The organism is Volucribacter amazonae (genome assembly GCF_029783845.1).
Taxonomy (GTDB): Bacteria; Pseudomonadota; Gammaproteobacteria; order Enterobacterales; family Pasteurellaceae; genus Volucribacter; species Volucribacter amazonae.
Genome location: NZ_LWID01000001.1, coordinates 228,279 through 244,317 on the forward strand (window position 1 = coordinate 228,279; position 16,039 = coordinate 244,317).

14 protein-coding genes and 1 other RNA gene are annotated in these 16,039 nt (G+C 39.1%); 3 read left to right on the plus strand and 12 right to left on the minus strand.

Annotated features, from left to right (window positions below; genetic code table 11):
* Positions 1-68 precede the first annotated feature (68 nt).
* The 10 genes from lolD to rnpB all read right to left on the minus strand — a co-directional run bounded on the left by lolD (position 69) and on the right by rnpB (position 10,378).
* Positions 69-803, minus strand: a complete 735-nt coding sequence (lolD, locus tag A6A20_RS01125; RefSeq protein ID WP_279571748.1) for a lipoprotein-releasing ABC transporter ATP-binding protein LolD — start codon at positions 801-803, stop codon at positions 69-71.
* Positions 796-1,983: a lipoprotein-releasing ABC transporter permease subunit gene (locus tag A6A20_RS01130; protein WP_279573714.1), complete on the minus strand. Its 1,188-nt coding sequence runs from the start codon at positions 1,981-1,983 to the stop codon at positions 796-798. The genes lolD and A6A20_RS01130 overlap by 8 nt, the downstream gene beginning before the upstream one ends.
* Positions 1,984-2,057: 74 nt before the next feature.
* Complete coding sequence (locus A6A20_RS01135) at positions 2,058-2,999, minus strand: 2-hydroxyacid dehydrogenase (protein WP_279571749.1); 942 nt, start codon at positions 2,997-2,999, stop codon at positions 2,058-2,060.
* 68 nt (positions 3,000-3,067) lie between these two features.
* Positions 3,068-3,925, minus strand: coding sequence for a 3-deoxy-8-phosphooctulonate synthase (gene kdsA, locus A6A20_RS01140; protein WP_279571750.1), 858 nt, complete (start codon positions 3,923-3,925; stop codon positions 3,068-3,070).
* A gap of 26 nt (positions 3,926-3,951) precedes the next feature.
* Positions 3,952-4,749, minus strand: coding sequence for a SirB1 family protein (locus A6A20_RS01145; RefSeq protein WP_279571751.1), 798 nt, complete (start codon positions 4,747-4,749; stop codon positions 3,952-3,954).
* Positions 4,750-4,775: 26 nt separating this feature from the next.
* On the minus strand, positions 4,776-5,666 hold the full coding sequence (prmC, locus tag A6A20_RS01150) for a peptide chain release factor N(5)-glutamine methyltransferase (protein WP_279571752.1): 891 nt from the start codon (positions 5,664-5,666) through the stop codon (positions 4,776-4,778).
* On the minus strand, positions 5,666-6,748 hold the full coding sequence (gene prfA, locus A6A20_RS01155; RefSeq protein ID WP_279571753.1) for a peptide chain release factor 1: 1,083 nt from the start codon (positions 6,746-6,748) through the stop codon (positions 5,666-5,668). The genes prmC and prfA overlap by 1 nt, the downstream gene beginning before the upstream one ends.
* Before the next feature lie 126 nt (positions 6,749-6,874).
* The gene (fabA, locus tag A6A20_RS01160) at positions 6,875-7,408 is read right to left on the minus strand and encodes a bifunctional 3-hydroxydecanoyl-ACP dehydratase/trans-2-decenoyl-ACP isomerase (RefSeq protein ID WP_279571754.1); all 534 of its coding nucleotides are present in this window, start codon (positions 7,406-7,408) and stop codon (positions 6,875-6,877) included.
* 646 nt (positions 7,409-8,054) lie between these two features.
* Positions 8,055-9,788 carry an AAA family ATPase gene (locus tag A6A20_RS01165; RefSeq protein ID WP_424585436.1) on the minus strand — a complete coding sequence of 578 codons (1,734 nt, stop codon included), beginning with the start codon at positions 9,786-9,788 and terminating at the stop codon, positions 8,055-8,057.
* Positions 9,789-9,999: 211 nt separating this feature from the next.
* Positions 10,000-10,378, minus strand: an RNA gene (rnpB, locus tag A6A20_RS01170) — RNase P RNA component class A.
* A gap of 118 nt (positions 10,379-10,496) precedes the next feature.
* Between rnpB and A6A20_RS01175 the strand changes: the two genes are divergently transcribed.
* Positions 10,497-11,432, plus strand: coding sequence for a KpsF/GutQ family sugar isomerase (locus A6A20_RS01175; RefSeq protein ID WP_279571756.1), 936 nt, complete (start codon positions 10,497-10,499; stop codon positions 11,430-11,432).
* Entirely contained in the window at positions 11,432-11,974 is a 543-nt protein-coding gene (locus A6A20_RS01180; protein ID WP_279571757.1) for a KdsC family phosphatase, read from the plus strand. Before A6A20_RS01175 ends, A6A20_RS01180 begins: the two co-directional genes overlap by 1 nt.
* Positions 11,975-12,037: 63 nt before the next feature.
* On the opposite strand, the gene A6A20_RS01185 is transcribed toward A6A20_RS01180, so the two are convergent.
* Together A6A20_RS01185 and A6A20_RS01190 are read right to left on the minus strand one after the other, a co-directional pair.
* The gene (locus A6A20_RS01185; protein ID WP_279571758.1) at positions 12,038-12,841 is read right to left on the minus strand and encodes a peptidylprolyl isomerase; all 804 of its coding nucleotides are present in this window, start codon (positions 12,839-12,841) and stop codon (positions 12,038-12,040) included.
* A gap of 196 nt (positions 12,842-13,037) precedes the next feature.
* Complete coding sequence (locus tag A6A20_RS01190) at positions 13,038-15,521, minus strand: copper-translocating P-type ATPase (RefSeq protein WP_279571759.1); 2,484 nt, start codon at positions 15,519-15,521, stop codon at positions 13,038-13,040.
* 74 nt (positions 15,522-15,595) lie between these two features.
* On the opposite strand from A6A20_RS01190, the gene cueR reads away from it, so the two are divergent.
* Complete coding sequence (gene cueR, locus A6A20_RS01195) at positions 15,596-16,006, plus strand: Cu(I)-responsive transcriptional regulator (protein WP_279571760.1); 411 nt, start codon at positions 15,596-15,598, stop codon at positions 16,004-16,006.
* The last annotated feature ends 33 nt before the right edge of the window (positions 16,007-16,039 follow it).

A 16,039-nucleotide genomic window follows, 5' to 3' on the forward strand; every position in this document is an offset into this window, starting at 1 on the left:
TTTAAAATAAGACAAGGCGGCACGCTGAAAGCAGTACAGAGAGTACGGCGAGGCGTGCCAACACAGTATTATTTTAAAGTGGAACGGTTATACACCGCACTTTCAGGTTGTAACACGCCATCTTGCATCACCAAACGGCGGTTTAATTTTTGTGCCAACTGTAAATCATGGGTTACCAATAAAAAACCGATATTTTGTTGTTGATTAAGCTGTTGAATTAATTCAAAAATACTTTCCGTAGTGGCACGATCCAGATTGCCTGTGGGTTCATCAGCTAACACTAAAGCAGGATTATTGACCAAAGCTCGTGCAATAGCAACCCGTTGACGCTCGCCACCTGATAAAGCTGCGGGACGATGATCTATGCGATGCTTTAATCCTACCGAAATCAACATTTGTTCCGCTCGTTGCTCTGCCTCCGTTTTATTCATTTTTCCAATGAATAAAGGCATCATCACATTTTCTAAAGCATTAAAATCTGCCATAAGATGATGAAATTGATAGACAAAACCTAAATATTGATTGCGTAATTTAGCTAACTTACTTTCGGATAATGCCGATAAATTTTGTCCATTAATTGCCACTTCGCCTGCGCTGGGCTTATCTAATCCACCTAATAAATGCAATAAAGTGGACTTTCCTGAACCAGAACTTCCGACTATCGCCACCAACTCGCCCGCCTGCATAGAGAAACTCACATTTTTTAAGACTTGCGTTTGTTTATCGCCTTCAAGATAGGATTTTGATAATTGATGACAAGTTAAAAGTGCGGTGGATTTTTCATGTATTTTTGCATTATTCATAACGTAGTGCCTCTGCAGGTTCAATTTTAGACGCTCGATAAGCAGGATAAATCGTAGATAAAAGGGATAATAAGAGGGAAAATAAAAAGATCCCAATGATTTGTGGATAATGAATTAAAGTTGGCAAATGGATAATATCTTGATTAAACCATTGTAAAATATCTGCAAGGTTTATACTGATAACTACGCCTAATAATGTACCAATCAAGCTCCCTACTAAGCCGACGAACATACCTTGATAAATAAAAATATGGCGTACTTGTGCTTTTGTGATCCCCTGCGTTTGTAAAATGGCAACTTCCCCCTGTTTATCCATTACCATTAAACTCAAAGAAGTAACAATATTAGACACCGCCACAATAATAATTAGGCTAATTAATAACCCCATCATATTTTTTTCCATACGTACCGCTTGGAAAAATTCGCCTTTTTGGGATCGCCAATCGCTAATATGCCAATCTTGAGCAATAAGTTCTGGTAATTTAACAATATCAAAGGGATCAGATAAGAAAAGACGATAACCTTGAAATTGCTCATTAGAAAGTCGCATTAAACGCCCAATATCCGCTAAATTGGTAAACACTTGATAACTTGAAACATCAGCGTTGGAATAATAAATCTGGCTAACCGTGAATAAACGTTGAGTTGGCACACGCCCTAAAGGGGTATATTGGCTATTTTCCGTTAGCATTACACGCACTTTATCGCCAACATTCAACTGGAGTTGCTGGGCTAATCTTGAACCTATCATAATATTAAATTGCCCAGCGGGTAACCAATGGTCAAAATCTTGGGCGGGAAGATTCGCCAATAATGGATCATCACTAAATGCTCGAATACCAATGACTAAGCCTGCACTCACGCTATGATGACTTTGTAAAATCGCATTCGTCTGATTAATGGGGATTGCTTTCTCTACACTATTGGGTAATTCTAGTGGCTGCTCATCGTAGCGAACATAACCTTGTGGAGGGGTCAAAATCGCATGGGGAATATTCGCCAATACCTGTTGTTTTTGCTGACGTTCTAAGCCATTCATAATTGCCAGCACAATAATTAATGCCATCACACCTAACATAATACCAACACTGGCAAGGTAAGTAACTAAACGCCCAAAACGTTCCGCACTTTTCGCACGCCAATAACGTAAAGCAATATACAAAGAAATATTCAATCTGATTATCCTATGCAAATAATGATGATAAAATAAATAACAGCCGTCCCTCGGCTGTTAAACATTGATGACAAATCCCTTTATTTACCTGTAGCAACAAATTCCTCAATATTTTGGCTCACTTTATTCACTAAGGTCGTCACCGCTGAATCACTTGCCCAAGCAATATGTGGGGTAATCAGTAAATTTGGCATGGTTGTTGCCGCTTGAAGCAATGGGTTATCCTGTTCAGGCGGCTCTTTTACCATCACATCAATCGCCGCACCTGCTAATTGCCCTGATTTTAATGCAGCAAGTAACGCCTGCTCATCAACCAAAGGTCCACGCCCAGTATTAATTAATAATGCTCCTTTTTTACATAGGGCTAAGGTTTCAGCATTAATTAAATTTTTGGTGGTTTCCGTTAAGGGACAATGTAAACTCAGAATATCCGCTTGTTTTAATACTTCTTCAAAGGGAGTATAACCTGCTCGGCATTGTGTTGCCCCTTGATGCTCCGCATAAAGCACTTGCATACCTAATGCCTGTGCTAATCGCCCAATCTCACTGCCTAAACAGCCTTTACCAAAAATTCCTAAGATTGAACCACGAACATCAGTAATAGGGTAATCAAAGTAACAAAATTGCTGGCTTTGCCCCCATTTAGCACTAAGTTGATCCTTAATCCAACCTACTAAACTGTGCTTTAAGGCAAAAATCATCGCTAACACATGCTCAGGAACGGTAACGCTAGAATACCCTGTAACATTTTTAACACAAATACCAAGCTGTTTCGCTGCCTCAAGATCCACATTATTTGTTCCTGTGGCGGTAATCGCAATTAATTTTAACTGCGGTAACTGCTGCATAAGCTCACGAGAAAAAACCACTTTGCTAGTAATTGCAATCTCTGCCCCTTGTAATCGGGTTAATACTTGATCCGCTGAAGTATAATCATATTCAATCCATTCATGCACAAATTGCGGTCGAGGAATATCAATATGCGGCGGAATAGCAGTACGATCTAAAAAGACAATTTTCATAGGCTCTCCTTATGGGGCTATTTGGCTTATTCTCTGATAAGCCCATTCATCAATGGGCTATCTCTTGATTAACTTTCAGTATCTAATTGGGCAAAACTTTTAACCAAATCATCAATGGCTTTCATTTGGCTTACAAAACCAGATAATGCTGATAATGGCAACGCTGAAGGTCCATCACATTTTGCACTGTTCGGATCAGGGTGTGCCTCTAAAAACAGTCCTGCAAGTCCTACCGCCATTCCCGCTCGGGCTAATTCAGTAACTTGCCCTCGGCGACCACCAGAAGCCGCGCCAAAAGGATCACGACATTGTAATGAATGGGTAACATCAAAAATCACTGGGCAACCTTTAGATACCTTACGCATAATACTAAAGCCAAGCATATCCACAACCAAGTTGTCATAACCAAAATTGCTACCACGATCACATAAAATCACTTGATCATTACCACATTCGGCGATTTTCTCAACAATATTGCCCATTTGCCCCGGGCTTAAAAACTGCGGTTTTTTTACATTAATCACTGCCCCTGTGCGTGCCATTGCTTCTACTAAATCCGTTTGGCGAGCTAAAAATGCAGGTAATTGAATAACATCAACAACTTCTGCCACTGGCTGGCATTGATAAATTTCATGTACATCAGTAATGATTTTAACCCCAAATTCTCGTTTCAATTCAGCAAAAATAGCTAAGCCTTGCTCCATTCCCGGACCACGATAAGAATGAATTGAGGAACGGTTGGCTTTGTCAAAAGAGGCTTTAAATACATAAGGAATATTGAGCTTATCCGTTACTTCTACATAAGCCTCACATACCCGCATCGCCATATCTCGGCTTTCTAACACATTCATACCACCAAATAAGACAAAAGGCTTATCATTTGCCACTTCTATTTGACCAATTTTTACTATTTTATTTTGTTGCATTTCTTATTCCTTTTTTATTGTTTATTTTAATGAAGTACATAATGCTGCTGTTTTAATTCGGCTAATTGTGCCACTAATAAAACTGCAGTAGGATCATCTGGGCATTTTTCCACAAAATAATCTAAATCCGCAACAGCCGCATCAATACATTGCATATTCGCTAACACTAAACCTCGATCACGAATTTCATAAGGATCATCGGGGTTTGAATATAATAGGTTTTCAATTAATTGTAACGCCGAAATATTACGTCCTTCACGAATTAAGGCGTGTTTCGCCACTTGCCTTACCCGATAATCAATTTCTTGCTCAGAGCTTATTGCCAGATCCTCTTCGCTCAGTTGATGACCAAAACCTAAATAACCTTCAAATAAAGTGGCTAACATTGCACGAGAAATATAGCGTCCGTCCCAAGGATCAATAAATAAGACCTCATTCTCTAATTCCACTCGTAAAACTAATTGCGTAGGAAAATTAATAGGATAAATAGGTAATTGCAAGGAAGAAGCTAAGTAAAGCACTATCGCTCCTAAACTCACTGGCATACCCTGCTTACTATGCAATACCTTATCTAAATAAAGATTATCCACATAAAAATACTGATCGGGATCGCAATGAAATCCCCATTCTTGATAAATTAAATGTAGTAAGCTATCTATTTGTTGTTTAGTGTTTAATTCTGCTGAAATTTGTTTACGTGCTTTACGTACTAACGCACCAATAGAGGAACGAATATGCCCCAATAACTCCCCTTCATCTTCCGCCGTAATTAAATAAAAACTCACTAAGGTATCAAACAATGCTTTTTGATTATATTTCTTCATATTCACTGTATTTATTCAATCTCTTATTATGCTTTAAGACAACCCAAGGTAATACGATCCCGCTGTCCATAATCTTGCCGAGTTTCCACTTGCTGCCAATAATCTTTGCTAAAAAAAGACCGCACTTTTTCCCCTTGTTGCCAACCATGTTCAAGGATCAAGTATCCCTGAGGGCGTAAAAAATAACGCGCTTGGTTCACAATCCAATGCAAATCCCCTAATCCTTGTTGTGATGCAACTAAAGCAGAATGTGGCTCAAAGCGCACATCGCCCTGTTGTAAATGTTGATCATTTTCATCAATATAAGGTGGATTACTCACAATTAAATCAAACTTATTCTCAGGATCAAGTTGATCGAACCAATGACTTTGGATTACCTTAATGTTTAAATTATGCCGTTGTGCATTCTGTTGCGCTAAAGCCACTGCCTGTTCCACCACATCAACGGCATAAATTTCCAAGGCAATGCCACAATGCTCTGCCCAAGGGGTTAATTCACTCGCCAACGCCAAGGCAATAGCACCTGTTCCTGTGCCTAAATCCAAAATACGTAGTTGTGGTTTCACTAAGGAATTAACAAGAAAAACTTTCGCCAAATCCACCGCACTTTCCACTAAACATTCCGTATCTGGACGAGGAATTAAGGTATAAGGCGATACCAATAAGGGTAACGACCAAAACTCTTTCTCGCCAAGAATATATGCCATAGGCTCGCCCCTCAAACGGCGAGCTAAAAGTGTAGTTAATATTGCCTGTTGTTGCTCGCTCAATAAGCTATCGGCAAAAGCAAGCTGATAAGCACGATTTTTCCCCGTTACTTGCTCAAGCAATAATTGAGCATCTAGCTTAGCACTCTCAACTAATTGTGCTTGCTGTAACTGAGATACTGCTTGAGCTAACCATTGTGCATAGGTCATTAGGCTTGTTCCGACAAAGCGGCTAGCTGATCAGCTTGATATTCGGTAATAATAGGTTCAATTAATTCATCAATTTTCCCATTCATCACTTCATCTAAACGGTAAACCGTTAAATTAATGCGATGATCGGTTACACGTCCTTGCGGATAGTTATAAGTACGAATTTTATCGGAACGATCACCTGAACCTAATAAATTACGTCTAGTACTTGCTTGTTCCGCCGCTTGGCGTTCTTGCTCTACTTGCACAATGCGAGAAGCAAGGACGGATAAGGCTTTGGCTTTATTTTTATGTTGTGAACGTTCATCTTGACATTCCACTACAATACCTGTGGGAATATGGGTAATCCGCACCGCTGAATCTGTGGTATTAACGTGCTGTCCCCCTGCCCCAGAAGAACGATAAGTATCAATCCGCAAATCCGCAGGATTAATTTCAGGCAACTCACTTTCTGGTAATTCAGGCATCACTGCCACCGTACAAGCAGAAGTATGAATACGCCCTTGTGATTCCGTTTTAGGTACACGTTGGACACGATGACCACCTGATTCAAATTTTAGCTGTCCATACACATTGTCGCCACTAATACGAGCAATAATCTCTTTATAACCCCCTTGCTCACTTTCATTTTCGCTAAGCACTTCCACTCGCCAGCGTTTAGACTCAGCATAACGGCTATACATACGGAATAAATCCCCAGCAAAAATACCCGCTTCATCGCCACCTGTTCCAGCACGAATCTCTAAATAGCAGTTATACTCGTCATTCGGATCTTTAGGCAATAATAAAATTTGGAGCTGTTGTTCTGTACTCTCAATTTCGCTGTTACATTCCTCAATTTCTAATTCTGCCATTTCCTTCATATCAGGATCATCAAGCAACAATTCCGCCTCTTGTTTATTTTTGTGTAATTGTTGCCAGCGAGAAAAGCACTTTACCACATCTTCTAATTGGGCATATTCTTTGGAATAGGCTCTAAATTTATCTTGTTCTGCAATAACACTAGCATCACCTAACAATGCCTCAAGCTCTTGATGGCGCTCATTTAAACTTTCTAATTTTGCAATAATACTCGGTTTCATTCATTAACCTTTATTAAATTCAATAAAATTCGTTTATTCTAACACGCTTTTATCAGCTATGGCATAAAAAACAATCCCCTTGTTGAATAAATCAACAAGGGGACTAAAATCAAATGGCTCACACCGTTAAAACGTTGAAGTATCTTGAAATAAACCTACCTTCAAATCGGTTGCCGTATAAATCACTCGCCCATCAACCTCCACTTCGCCATCAGCCATACCCATCACTAATTTACGATTAATCACTCGTTTCATATAAATACGATAGGTTACTTTTTTCGCCGTCGGCAATACTTGCCCAGTAAATTTCACTTCTCCCACACCTAACGCTCGTCCTTTTCCTTGTCCGCCAATCCAGCCTAAGAAAAAACCCACTAATTGCCACATGGCATCAAGCCCTAAACACCCCGGCATCACAGGATCGCCTAGAAAATGGCAACCAAAAAAATCCAGTTTTGGGTGAATATCTAATTCAGCTTCAATATACCCCTTGCCAAACTTTCCCCCAGTTTCATTCATCTCCACCACACGATCCATCATTAGCATACTCGGTGCGGGCAACTGAGGCCCGTTTTCGCCAAAAAGTTCCCCCCGTCCAGAAGCCAATAAATCTTCATAAGAATATGAACTTTTTCTATTTGAGGTACAACTGTTCATCATTTTACTTTCCTCTTATTAATAAAAACACATAATAATCATAATATTTCTGCATTCTAACAGAGTTAATCTAAAAATAAAATAGCTAACACTTGTAAGCTGACTTGTCCGATCAGTATAAAAAAGGGCAAGCCCTAAGGGCTTACCCTAAACCTAGTCGTTTCAATTCAAAATAGGACAAGGTGAGACAGTGATATAGTCGTTTCAATTTAAAATGAGACAAGGCGGTACGCCGAAGACAGTACAAGTAGTACGGCGAGGCGTACCAACGCTATATCATTTTAAAGTGGAATGACTATACAAAAAAATAAAGAGAATAACGCTCCTTTACCCCCTTAAAAAATCCCAGCCTGAGCTTAGAACGATAGAATAATTTTGGCTGTTTGAGCGTAGCGAGTTCCAAAATTATTCGTATATCGTTCTTAGCGAAAGACTGGATAAGATTTTTTCTAGGGGGCGTGTTTCTTTGCCTACTTTCTTTACACGAGTAAAGAAAGTAGGTCGCCAAAGGCGAAAACCGTTAGCAATAACGGAGAAATAAAAGTGAAAAAATAATTCAAAAACCAACCGCACTTTAACAACCTCATTGTACCACCTTGTTTCATTTTTAATTGAAACGACTATAGAATGGCGATAAAAGAGTAACCAACTACTTAAACCAACCAAACCAAGGTTTTTTATGGCTTATTTCTCCTCGCAACTCAATTCGCTGCCCAATAAAATAAGACAAAGGCTGTTGCTCACGAGAATAACGTTTCTCTTTCAGCTCAATTAAATCGCGTTTAAACAAAATTTCTATGGCTTGATAAACATCGTCCACCGCCCAAATAAAAAATTGTTTATTTTTCACCGCACTTACTAGATCATCAGATAAACTTAATTGCTGGCACGCTACCGCAGGAATAATGACCCCTTGTTGTCCCGTCAGTCCTCGTTGTTGGCACAGTTTAAAAAATCCCTCAACCTTATGATTTACACCCCCCACTGGGTGTACCAAACCAAATTGATCTATTGCCCCTGTAATGGCAATAGACTGTGGTAAAGGTAAATCTGCTAAGGCACTTAATAACACACAAAAAATCGCTAACGAAGCACTATCACCATCAATATCAGTGTAAGATTGCTCAAATACCAAGGAAGCAGAAAAAGGTAATTGTGATTGCAAATTGAGTAAGCCCATTAAACAAGCCTCGGCAATCATCATTCCCTTTCCATGCACATTGCCTGCTAATTCATTTTTACGATCAATATCAACAATTTCGCCATCGCCAAAATTTACTACACAGCTAATTCTCGAGGGTTCGCCAAAGACAATCGGCGTACCTTGATACTCAATCACAGAAAGCCCATTCACTTGCCCAACCATTTCCCCTTCTGTGGCAATATATACTTGTTCGTGCAAAATATCAGCATAGGTTTGACTTGGCAAAAAGCTCTGTTGATATTGTCGCTGTTGAAAAACTTTTTCAAAATGCACCGCACTTATCCCTTGTGCATCTGCATACAAACTTGCTCCCGCTAACCATTGTTGCAACGCTGTCAAATCAATATTCACTAAATAACGATTTTCACTTTCTCGTACTAACAACTGATAAAGTTTATTTAATCCCGCTTGATCAATAGCAGGAAAACCACGTTGCTGGGCAAAAGAACGAACAAAATTAGCCCATAACTGTTGCTGTTCTGCCTGCTCCACCTCAAAATAGCTGTCCATTTCGCCATAAACAGCTTGATGACTTAATTCAGGTTCTAATTCAGCGAAACTGGCTAACTCTTCACGATCTGCCAATAAAATCAACTTTAACCGTAAAGGATAACTTGGTATCTCACAAGGCAAAGGACAACGAGGGTCGAGAGAATACCAATCAAATTGTTGGGTCTGCAAAATACTTTTCAAAGGTTGCCATAAATCAAACTGTGCCAATAGGCTTGATAGGCTAAGGATTAACACGCCTTGATTAACTTGATGCACCAATCCTGCCTGTAACTCAATATGTTTTGATTGAGGGTGCTGACGCAAACAACCCAATAACTTACTACGATCAAAATATAAGGCGGTTGCCACTTTATATTTACTGGCAAAATTATCCTCAATAGACTGTGCTGGCATCACATTAACTTGTGGGAAATGGGCTTCATCGCCTTGTGTTACCACATATTTTACGCCATTTACCCTTTGTTTTTTATCTGCATATTGTCCCAAAAAAAGTGCTGAATGTTGCTCAACAAATTTTTCAATAAATTGGCTATTCTCTGCTAATTCATTGGTTTTTAATAACAATAAGTTAGTTGTCGGATTTTGCAAAAAATAACGCAAGCTAGACACTGCACGTGGTTGCAACGCCATATAATCAACATTTTGATATTCTTGCTCGGAAAACATTAATTGTGGCACTAATTGCTGCCAATCTAAGCTATATTGGTTAGATAAAGATAAGGACACTGAATACTCACTTTTATTAAAATAATCGCTATCTATTATGGCATAAAATGATAGGAACAACAGATGATTTTATGGTTATTTCACGATTTTCTCAGCAAAAACTTAAGGGATAGCTTTACTGTATCAAGCCAAAAGACAAGTGGCGTTAAAAAGAATGAGTTGGTCGATAAGCCGAGTTCTGTCGTGGACAATCATTCCTCTAGGCGATAAATCACTTTACCGCTCAAGCAACCTACCCGAATCCCATGCGGGCAACACGTTGGATTCCTATTTGGTCTTGCTACGAGTGGAGTTTACCTTGCCATAAACTGTTACCAGTTATGCGGTGCGCTCTTACCACACCCTTTCACCCTTACCTGCTATGCAGGCGGTCTTCTCTCTGTTGCACTTGTCGTCAGCTCACGCTGCCCAGACGTTATCTGGCACTCTGCCCTATGTAGCTCGGACTTTCCTCTCGTCTATTTGTCCCACTCATTTCAGCAAACTGAAGTTAAGGGCTTCAATAAACCAGCGATTGCCTAACCAACTCGGGCGGCATTATACTGTAAAAACAAGGCTATCGCTACTCGTTCAGCGAGAAAAGATAGAGAAAAAGCAAAACTTATTATAAAATAACCACACTTTTATTATTGATATAGAGAGATCAATATGAATTATTTACCTATCGCACAATCTTGCCTACAAGTTGAGCAACAAGCCATTTCCCAACTTAGCACAAACCTTAATCAAACCTTTAATCAAGTGGTAGACTTAATCTTACAAGGAGAAGGACGTTTAGTGATTGGTGGGATTGGTAAATCAGGTTTAATCGGCAAGAAAATGGCTGCCACCTTCGCTTCCACAGGTACACCCAGTTTTTTCTTACACCCCACAGAGGCTTTTCATGGCGATTTGGGTATGCTCAAACCCATTGATATTGTAATGTTAATTTCTTACAGTGGCGAAACCGATGATGTGAATAAGCTCATTCCTAGCTTAAAAAACTTTGGTAATAAAATTATCGCCTTAACTGCTAATCCAAATTCAACCTTAGCTAAACACGCTGATTATTGGCTCAATATCAGTGTTGAGCGTGAAGTTTGCCCCAACAACCTTGCCCCCACAACTTCCGCCTTGGTTACCCTTGCTCTAGGCGATGCTTTAGCGGTTTCCCTAATTACGGCTCGCCATTTTCAACCTGAAGATTTTGCCAAATTTCACCCCGGTGGTAGTCTTGGACGGCGTTTACTTTGCAAAGTAAAAGATCAAATGCAAACTAAATTACCATTAGTAAGCCCACAGGATAGCTTTACTGATTGCCTAACCATTATCAATAAGGGCAGAATGGGGGTTGCTATCGTTATGGAAAATCAACAATTAAAAGGAATTATCACTGACGGCGATATTCGCCGAGCCTTAGCCAAACAAGGGGCAGAAACCTTTAATCAAACAGCACAGCAATTAATGACCGCATCGCCAAAAACCGTTTATCAAGAAGAATTTGTTGGCAAAGCGGAAGATTTTATGCGTGAACACAAAATTCATTCCCTAATTGTATTAGATCAAAATAATAAAGTGGTTGGTTTAATGGAGTTTTCAAACTAATGCAGAAAAAATTAGAAAATATCAAGTTAGTCATTACCGATGTTGACGGCGTATTGACTGACGGCTTATTACATTATGATGCACAAGGCGAGGCGATTAAAAGTTTCCATGTGAGAGATGGATTAGGTATGCGTATGCTTATTGAAAATGGCATTGAAGTCGCTGTTCTCTCTGGGCGTGATTCCGCTATTTTGCGTAAACGAATACAGGATCTTGGTATTAAGTTTGCCCTATTAGGTAAATTAGAAAAACAAACCGCCTGCTATGAATTAATACAACAAGCAGGAGTAACCCCTGAACAAACCGCTTATATTGGTGATGACAGCATAGATCTACCCGCTTTTGCGGTCTGTGAATTATCCTTTGCCGTTGCTGATGCCCCTCATTATGTTCAACAACAGGCAACCTATGTACTCAAACAACAAGGCGGACAAGGTGCTTTTCGTGAAGTTGCCGATATGATTTTACAGGCACAAAATAAAGCCGATATTTATAGCACTGCCCAAGGTTTTTTATCCACCGTAGAAAAAATGACTCAGTAAAAAAATAAGGCAAGGAATATCTTCCTTGCCTACATTCTTTATCTTTATATGTATTAGGATTTTTTATTTACTACGCTCAATTTTCGCCGCATCTCTTAATTCTTGTACATAACGTTGTACGCTTTGCTGAACTAATTGTTGGCGAATTTGCGGTACTAAGGTTTCAAAACTTGCAATACTCACAGGTTTAACAGGATCTTCTACCTCAATAATATGCCAACCAAATTCTGATTTGACTGGTTTATTGATCAGACCAACTTTTGCATTTGCTACCGCTTGTTGAATTTCTGGGATCAAATTGGCTAATAATTGATAACCTAATTCACCACCATTTTGTGCTGTACCTGTATCTTCTGATTTCTCTGCAGCTTTCATAAAGTCAATTTGATTTTTACTTAATTGCACAAGCAATTTATTTGCCTCTTTTTCATCTTTAACCAAAATATGGCGAATTCTCACTTCTTTTTGCTCTGCCACTTGTTTAGCTAAATCATCATAGATCTTTTGCACTTCTTCATTAGATATAGGATTTTTTTCAATATATTGCTGTAAAGCGTAATCAATTAAAATCATCGTTTCAGCATCTTTTATTTGTGCTTGCACCTGTGGGTTTTTATCTGCTCCCTCTTTTTGTGCTTGTTGCTCTAACAATTTTTGGTTAATTAATGTATTTAACACATTTTCTCTCAGCTGAGAATTATTTTCCGCCCCTCTTGTCACAGCCAAATTAATTGCTTCTTGCAAATCGCTTTCCTTAATAAATTGCCCGTTTACACTGACTACCGATTTATTTAAATCTAAGGTTTCAGCTTGTACCATAAAAGGCATAGTTACACTCATTAATACTGCTACAATGATCTTTTTCATTTGAATATCCTTAAAATAATTAATCAAAATAGAATAGCTTTTATTCGCTATTCTATTATAGCCGTTCCACTTTAAAATGATACAGTGTTGGTACGCCTCGCCGTACTACTTGTACTGTATGTCTTGTTTCATTTTAAATTGAAACAACAATAAAACCCAACATACTAAGCTATTTTATTTTACTTAACAATATTCATTATTGATTTAAGTTAAAATTTACTAACCGATTCGCATTTACCGCAACAGTAATAGAAGACAATGCCATTGCTAATCCTGCCCACATAGGATTTAATAAAATCCCCAAGAAAGGGTATAAAATCCCTGCGGCAATAGGTATGCCTAAACTATTATAAACAAAAGCACCAAATAAGTTTTGTTTCATATTACGCAATGTCGCTTTTGCTAAAAGCAAACCATCAACAACAGCATTGATACTTGGTCGCATCAAGGTAATCTCTGCGGTTTCAATAGCAATATCGCTCCCCTCGCCCATAGCAATACTTACGTTAGCTTGTGCAAGTGCGGGGGCATCATTAATCCCATCGCCTACCATTAGCACTTGATGCCCCTGTTGCTGCAAATGTTGAATGACTTGAGCTTTTTGTTCTGGCAATACACCTGCAATCACTTGATCTAACTCTAATGGCTCAGCAATCGCTTGGGCAGTTTTTGTTTGATCACCTGTAAGCATAATCAACTGATAACCTTGTTGGTGTAAACGAGCAATGGCATTTTTACTCTCTTCACGCAAGGGATCACTAATAGCAAAAAGTGCTACAAGCTGTTGTTCAATGCAAAGAAATACCACCGTTGCCCCCGACGCTTGCTGTTGGTCAATAAAATCTTGGGCATTCTCTGTGGCAATATGCTGTTGTTGTAGTAATTTTTCACTACCAAGTAATAATTTTTGCTGTTCAACTTGTCCTTTTACTCCCAACCCTTTTAAGGTGGTAAAATCAGAAAGGGGCAATAACGGCTGTTGATTTTCCTCAGCAAAATTTAATAATGCCTTTGCTAAAGGGTGATTAGCTCCTTGTTCTAAACTGGCGGCTAATTGAATAGCTTTATGTTGCGGAAAATCCTGACAACAATAAATAGCCGTTACCTTTGGCATACCTTGGGTTAAAGTTCCCGTTTTATCAAAAACGAGAGTATCCACTGCTGCGGCTTTTTGCAAAGCTTCTGCATCTCTTACTAAAATGCCTAACTCCGCCGCTCTCCCTACCCCAGCAATAATTGACATTGGCGTAGCAAGCCCTAATGCACAAGGACAAGCAATAATCAATACGGTAGTAAAGGTTACTAAAGCATAATTTGGATAAATAAAATACCAAATAATGCCGGTGAATAGGGCGATAATTAATACAATGGGAACAAAAATACTAGCAATTTTATCTACTAATTGCCCAATTTTAGGCTTACTACTTTGTGCTTGACGCACTAATTTAATGATATTAGCTAATCTGGTATTATGGCCAATTTCTTCGGCTAAAATGACCGCACTTCCATCATGAACCATAGTTCCAGCACTCACTTTATCGCCTTTTTGTTTTTCCACCGCTAAAGGTTCTCCCGTTAGCATAGATTCATCAACCCAAATCCTCCCCTGTTGCAAAACCCCATCAACGGCAATGCGATCCCCTGTTTGTAAACGCAATTTCATACCTGTAATGACCTGCTCCAAGGGAATGACTTTCTCTTGTTCGTCCAGCAACACTCGTGCTGTTTTAGGGGTTAAATCAATAAGATGCTCAAGAGCTTTTGAGGAACGTTGTTTCGCCTTGACCTCTAACATTTTCCCCAAATTGATTAAACCAATAATCATTGCACTGGCTTCAAAATAAAGATGACGACTTTCTAACGGAAACCACATTGGCTTCACTACAATCATAAAAGAATATAACCAAGCCGTTCCTGTTCCCAATGCAACTAAGGTATCCATTGTAGCCGTTTTATTTCGCAAGGCTTGATAAGCTCGCAAATAAAAATGCCCGCCGGCATAAACTAAAATGATCAAAGTTACCACAGCGACAATGAACCAGAAAACACGATTGCTAGCGGTTAATGCCATATCGCCTGTAAACAATCCCCATATCATCAACGCTAGTCCCACCCCTAAAGCAACAATAGCTTGGTGTTTTCGTTGATAAATTTCTTGCTGAATTTGGTGATATTGTTTTTCCCGTCTTATCTGTTCATCTTCAATAACTTCCGCCCCATAACCAGCTCGCACCACAGCCGCAACCAAAGATTGCGGATTTGCTTTACCAATCACTAAAGCAGTTTGATCGGCTAAATTAACCTGTACAGAAGTAACCTGCTCCACTTCCTCTAAGGCTTTCTGCACCTTTAACACGCAAGCAGCACAATTCAATCCTGTTAATAACAAATGTACCTGATCCTTTGCCTGCCCTACTACCTCAGGATCAGGTTTTGTCAACATGGTTTCATTAGGTAGTAGTTTAGCCTTTGGGTGATTTTCCTCGGCCAATGAGGCATCATAATCTCGTTGTTTAATCGCCTCAATCAACACTTGCGGCTCAACATTGCCTTTCACTGTGGCTGAAGTTAAATCTACTTCAACTTCAGCAACGCCCTCAATATTTTCCAAGCGTTGCTTTACCGCTTTGACACAATGTCCACAGGATAACCCTGCCAAATTAAGTCTAATAATATTCATAAAAACTCCTTTCTATTTTATTAAGTTTGGCATAAGATAAACCCTCCCCTAAGGTTAAGGTCAAGTATTTTTATATGAATATTGCTCAAATTGCCAAACTTACCCAACTCAGTGCCAAAGCAATCCGCTTTTATGAACAAAAAGGCTTAATTACTCCTCCAATCCGCGCAACAAATGGTTATCGTCAATATAATCAACAACATATCAATGAATTAACCTTATTACATCAAGCAAGAACGGTGGGATTTTCTCTGGAAGAAGCAAGACAACTTTTACAACTTTATCGTAATCCACAGCGGCGTAGTGCAGAAGTTAAAGAATACACCTTACAAAAAATAGCAGAGATCGATCAGCAAATCCAACATCTAAGCCATATGAAAGACTATCTCTATCAATTAGCACAACAATGCCCCGGTAATGATTCGCAAGATTGCCCGATTATTGATAATTTCATTGGTTGCCAACATAAAAAAAGAGCTAAATAAATTAGCCCTTTTATAGTCATTTCAATTTATAGT

Excerpts from the sequence above, each read along its gene's own strand:
- A6A20_RS01165 (WP_424585436.1), bottom strand. The coding sequence starts at position 9,788 with ATGTTTTCCGAGCAAGAATATCAAAATGTTGATTATATGGCGTTGCAA.
- A6A20_RS01175 (WP_279571756.1), top strand. The coding sequence starts at position 10,497 with ATGAATTATTTACCTATCGCACAATCTTGCCTACAAGTTGAGCAACAA.
- prmC (WP_279571752.1), bottom strand. The coding sequence starts at position 5,666 with ATGACCTATGCACAATGGTTAGCTCAAGCAGTATCTCAGTTACAGCAA.
- A6A20_RS01145 (WP_279571751.1), bottom strand. The coding sequence starts at position 4,749 with ATGAAGAAATATAATCAAAAAGCATTGTTTGATACCTTAGTGAGTTTT.
- A6A20_RS01190 (WP_279571759.1), bottom strand. The coding sequence starts at position 15,521 with ATGAATATTATTAGACTTAATTTGGCAGGGTTATCCTGTGGACATTGT.
- fabA (WP_279571754.1), bottom strand. The coding sequence starts at position 7,408 with ATGATGAACAGTTGTACCTCAAATAGAAAAAGTTCATATTCTTATGAA.
- A6A20_RS01180 (WP_279571757.1), top strand. The coding sequence starts at position 11,432 with ATGCAGAAAAAATTAGAAAATATCAAGTTAGTCATTACCGATGTTGAC.
- A6A20_RS01185 (WP_279571758.1), bottom strand. The coding sequence starts at position 12,841 with ATGAAAAAGATCATTGTAGCAGTATTAATGAGTGTAACTATGCCTTTT.
- kdsA (WP_279571750.1), bottom strand. The coding sequence starts at position 3,925 with ATGCAACAAAATAAAATAGTAAAAATTGGTCAAATAGAAGTGGCAAAT.
- A6A20_RS01135 (WP_279571749.1), bottom strand. The coding sequence starts at position 2,999 with ATGAAAATTGTCTTTTTAGATCGTACTGCTATTCCGCCGCATATTGAT.
- prfA (WP_279571753.1), bottom strand. The coding sequence starts at position 6,748 with ATGAAACCGAGTATTATTGCAAAATTAGAAAGTTTAAATGAGCGCCAT.
- cueR (WP_279571760.1), top strand. The coding sequence starts at position 15,596 with ATGAATATTGCTCAAATTGCCAAACTTACCCAACTCAGTGCCAAAGCA.
- lolD (WP_279571748.1), bottom strand. The coding sequence starts at position 803 with ATGAATAATGCAAAAATACATGAAAAATCCACCGCACTTTTAACTTGT.